The 4,030-nt window shown below is 40.1% G+C and carries 1 protein-coding gene; it reads right to left on the reverse strand.

Features of this window, described 5'->3' with window-relative positions; all coding sequences use genetic code 11:
• Positions 1–4,030, reverse strand: a 4,030-nt coding sequence (locus tag AAOP42_RS01720; protein ID WP_349526725.1) for a cadherin-like domain-containing protein, incomplete at both ends; no start/stop codon positions are given.

A 4,030-nucleotide genomic window follows, 5' to 3' on the forward strand; every position in this document is an offset into this window, starting at 1 on the left:
TTCTGTTACTTCTATGCTTATTGCTCTGTCTTCATCTACTGTAATTGTAACTATTGCACTATCAAACCCTCCATTTCCATCGGTGATGGTATAATTCACAATTGCTTCTCCTACAAAGTCAGTATTTGGTGTGAAGGTTATTGTCCCATCAGAATTAATTTCAACAGTTCCCTTTGCAGAAGTTGCTTGAGTAACAGTTAAATCGTCACCATCGGCATCAGAGTCATTATCTAATACTACTACTGTCACCGGAGTATCCTCATCGGTAGTATCTTCATCGTCAACTGCTATCGGAGGATCATTCTCGGGAGTTACAATAATAGTAATTGTTGCTACATTAGATAAAGCTCCTAAATTATCCTCAATGGTATAGTTGATAATACTTGTACCCGTGTAGTTATTCTCAGGTGTAAATGTCACATTACCCAATGGGTCAATCTTGTACGTTCCCTCACCTTCAATAACCAATGGTCTTGTATTATCTCCAGTGTGACTCACATCTGAAGGGTCAATCAATACTATTTCAAAAGGATTTAACGTACCATCCGCATCATCATCTCCGTTGATGATAAAAATTGTAACAGGATTGTCCTCTGTAATGATGGCATCATCATTATCAGCTACAGGAGGTACGTTTTCTATTACTTTGATCGATACTTTTGCCTGAGTGCAAGCCACAATAGGTATGCCATCATCACAAACTTCATAATAGAATACATATACACCTAAAAATCCACCTACGGGTGTGAATTCATAGGTTCCATCAGAATTGAAGATCAAATCCCCTACCAAAGGATCATTGATTGTCTCTGACATTGTTGCCTCAGGGTCATACAATGAATATGTCGTATTATCTCCTTCAGGGTCTGGTATATCATTCGGCACTACGGATGAGTAAAGGGTAGTACCAGGGCTCATTATTTCTTCGTCATCAATTGCAATAGGCCCATCATTGACAGGAATAATAGCCACTTGTACGGTAGCCACATTTGATGTCGCTCCTAGGTTATCCTTGATAGTGTATTTGATACTTGACTGACCAGTAAAATTGGTTGCTGGCTTGAAAGTCAAATTGCCATTTAAGTCAACAGAATATATTCCTTCTCCAGCAATAGTTAAAGATGAAGCACTAGATCCTGTATGTCCGCTATTGGCAGGATCAATCAACACAATTGATGACGGTACTATAGTCCCATCACTGTCAGTGTCTCCATCTGTTATATCCAATGTGATTGGTGTATCTTCTTGGGTGACAACAGTTTCATTGTCTGCCACAGGAGGCTCATTATTACCCACATTGATAGACACGATAGCTCTGGAGCAAACGACTGGAATACCACTATCACAAACTTCATATTCATATTGAACCAATCCTGTAAACCCTGAAACAGGTTCAAAAGTATAAGTGCCATCAGGATTAAAAATAAACAACCCTTCGGTAGATTCGTCAGGCTCAGTGCCACTGATAACAGTATAAGTGACATTGTCCCCTTCAGGATCAGATACGTCATTTGGCACAACAGAAGCAGACAATATTTCTCCCGGATTAACACTTTCCACATCATCAATAGCTTCAGGCCCATCATTGAATGGTGTCACCGTTATATTCACTCTGGCCACATTAGACATAGCACCTTCATTATCCTCAATCGTATAATTGATACCCGATGTACCCGTAAAATTTGCCTCGGGAGTAAAAGTAAGGTTTCCTGATCCATCCAGAGTGTAGGTTCCTTCTCCCGGTACTGTAATGGGAGTAGCACTGTTACCAACATTTGTAGAATTATTAGGGTCAATAAGTTTGATTGTAGATGGCACTATTGTTCCATCAAAATCAATGTCCCCATCTGTAATGTCTATTGTAATAGGAGTATCTTCAGTTGTAGTCACCGTTTCATTGTCGGCGATTGGTGCATCGTTCAATGGTGTAACTGTTATAGTTACTTCTGCCACATTAGATGTTGCTCCCAAGTTGTCTTCCACTGTGTAATTTACCTGAGCTGTACCATTGAAATTGAATGCAGGTATGAAAGTAACATTACCTAAATTATCAACTTCGTATGTTCCTTCTCCGGTTATTTCCAATGGTTTGGTTTTACTACCAGTATGACTTGGATCATTTGGATCTATCAACACAATGCTTCCGGGTTTGATGGTGCCATCTGCATCTGTATCTCCTTCTACAACCAAAATCACAACTTGCTGATCTTCATTGGTTGTTGCACTTTCATCATCTGCCACTGGTGGAATATTATCGGTTACATCTATAGTAACTGTTGCTGTTGAGCAAATAGATGGACTTCCATCATCACATACTTTATATTCAAATGTAACTATTCCTTTAAATCCTGTTACCGGAGTAAAAACATAGTCGCCGGTATCGAAGAAAAACAATGTTCCTTCAGTTCCTGTATCGGGTTCTGTTCCAGTTACAAGGGAATATGTCAGGTCATCATTTTCTGGATCGGCCATGTCATTGCCAACTACAGATGTAACAAGTGTTTCATCTGGATCGATAGTTTCAAAATCGTCAATGGCTTCTGGCCCATCATTGATCGGATTAACCGTCACTGTTACGGTAGCAATATTTGACTTGGCACCTAAATTATCCTTGATGGTATAATTCACGCTTGATGTACCATTAAAATCACTTTCCGGTGTAAAGGTTAAGTTACCACTTACATCAACCGTATAAACTCCTTCCCCTGGTATCACCAACGGTGTAGAATTGTTTCCTGTATTACTCGAATTACCGGAATCTATTAGAATTATAGAAGAAGAAACTATGGTTCCATCACTGTCTGTATCACCATCTGTAATATCCAAAGTTACAGGAGTGTCTTCATCAGTTGAAATTGTTTCATTGTCCGCTACAGGCGGCTCATTTGTTCCTACATTAATAGATACCGTAGCTCTTGAACATACTATTGGAGTTCCATCATCACACGCTTCATAGTCATACTCTACCAATCCGGTAAATCCTGCAACAGGCGTAAAGGTGTAAGTCCCATCTGGATTAAATGTCAGTGTTCCTTCTGTGGTTTCATCAGGGGTAGTTCCACTTACAACCGAATAACTCACATTGTCGCCTTCAGGATCAGCAGTGTCATTTGGCACTACTGAAGCACTCAAGGTTTCTTCTGGGCCGATACTTTCCACATCGTCGATGGCTTCTGGCCCATCATTCAATGGTGTCACCGTAACCGTAATGGTAGCTATATTAGACAAGTTACCTTCATTATCTTCTATCGTATAATTTACTCTACTTATTCCATTAAAATTTAATTCAGGAGTAAAAGTCACATTACCATTTACATCGACCGTAAAGGTTCCTTCACCTACTATCACTACTGGTGTAGAACTATTTCCTACGTTTGATGGATTATTAGGGTCTGTCAATACAATTGTTGATGCTATAACTGTTCCATCTGGATCAATATCTCCTGTTACCGCACTCACAGTAACGGGTGTATCTTCAGCTATTGTTACATTTTCATCATCAGCAATTGGAGGATTACAATCCAATACGATACTTACTCCATCAACTGACGAACATCCTGATACAGCGATTGAAATATTGTTATATGTACCTTGGCTTATCCCAGAAATAGTCCCAGAACCTGAAGCCACTGTAATATTTCCAAAACTTCCACCGTCGAAAGTCACAGGATAATCTCCATCATCTACATTTGTAAATGAGAAGGTTATTGAACCATCCGCTCCGTTGCAAGTAGGATTTGTTGTTGAGGAAATAGATAATGTTGGAGTGACTCCATCACTCAACGTAACGTCTATATCGGCGACTGAACTGCAGCCTGATTCTGTTATACTGATGTTGTTGTAAACTCCGGCACTCAATCCACTGATTGTTCCGACATTGCCTGATACAACCATACTGAACGTTTGAGAAGCTGAAGAGCCGTCTTCATAATCTAAGGTATAAGTCCCGTCAGACAGGTTGCCGGTCGTCAACGTAATGCTTCCGTCTGTACCGGAACAGGCCGTTGGATTGCTCTCAGCATTGCCTGTC

This window comes from Reichenbachiella sp. MALMAid0571, assembly GCF_040151475.1.
Lineage (GTDB): Bacteria > Bacteroidota > Bacteroidia > Cytophagales > Cyclobacteriaceae > CAXBNB01.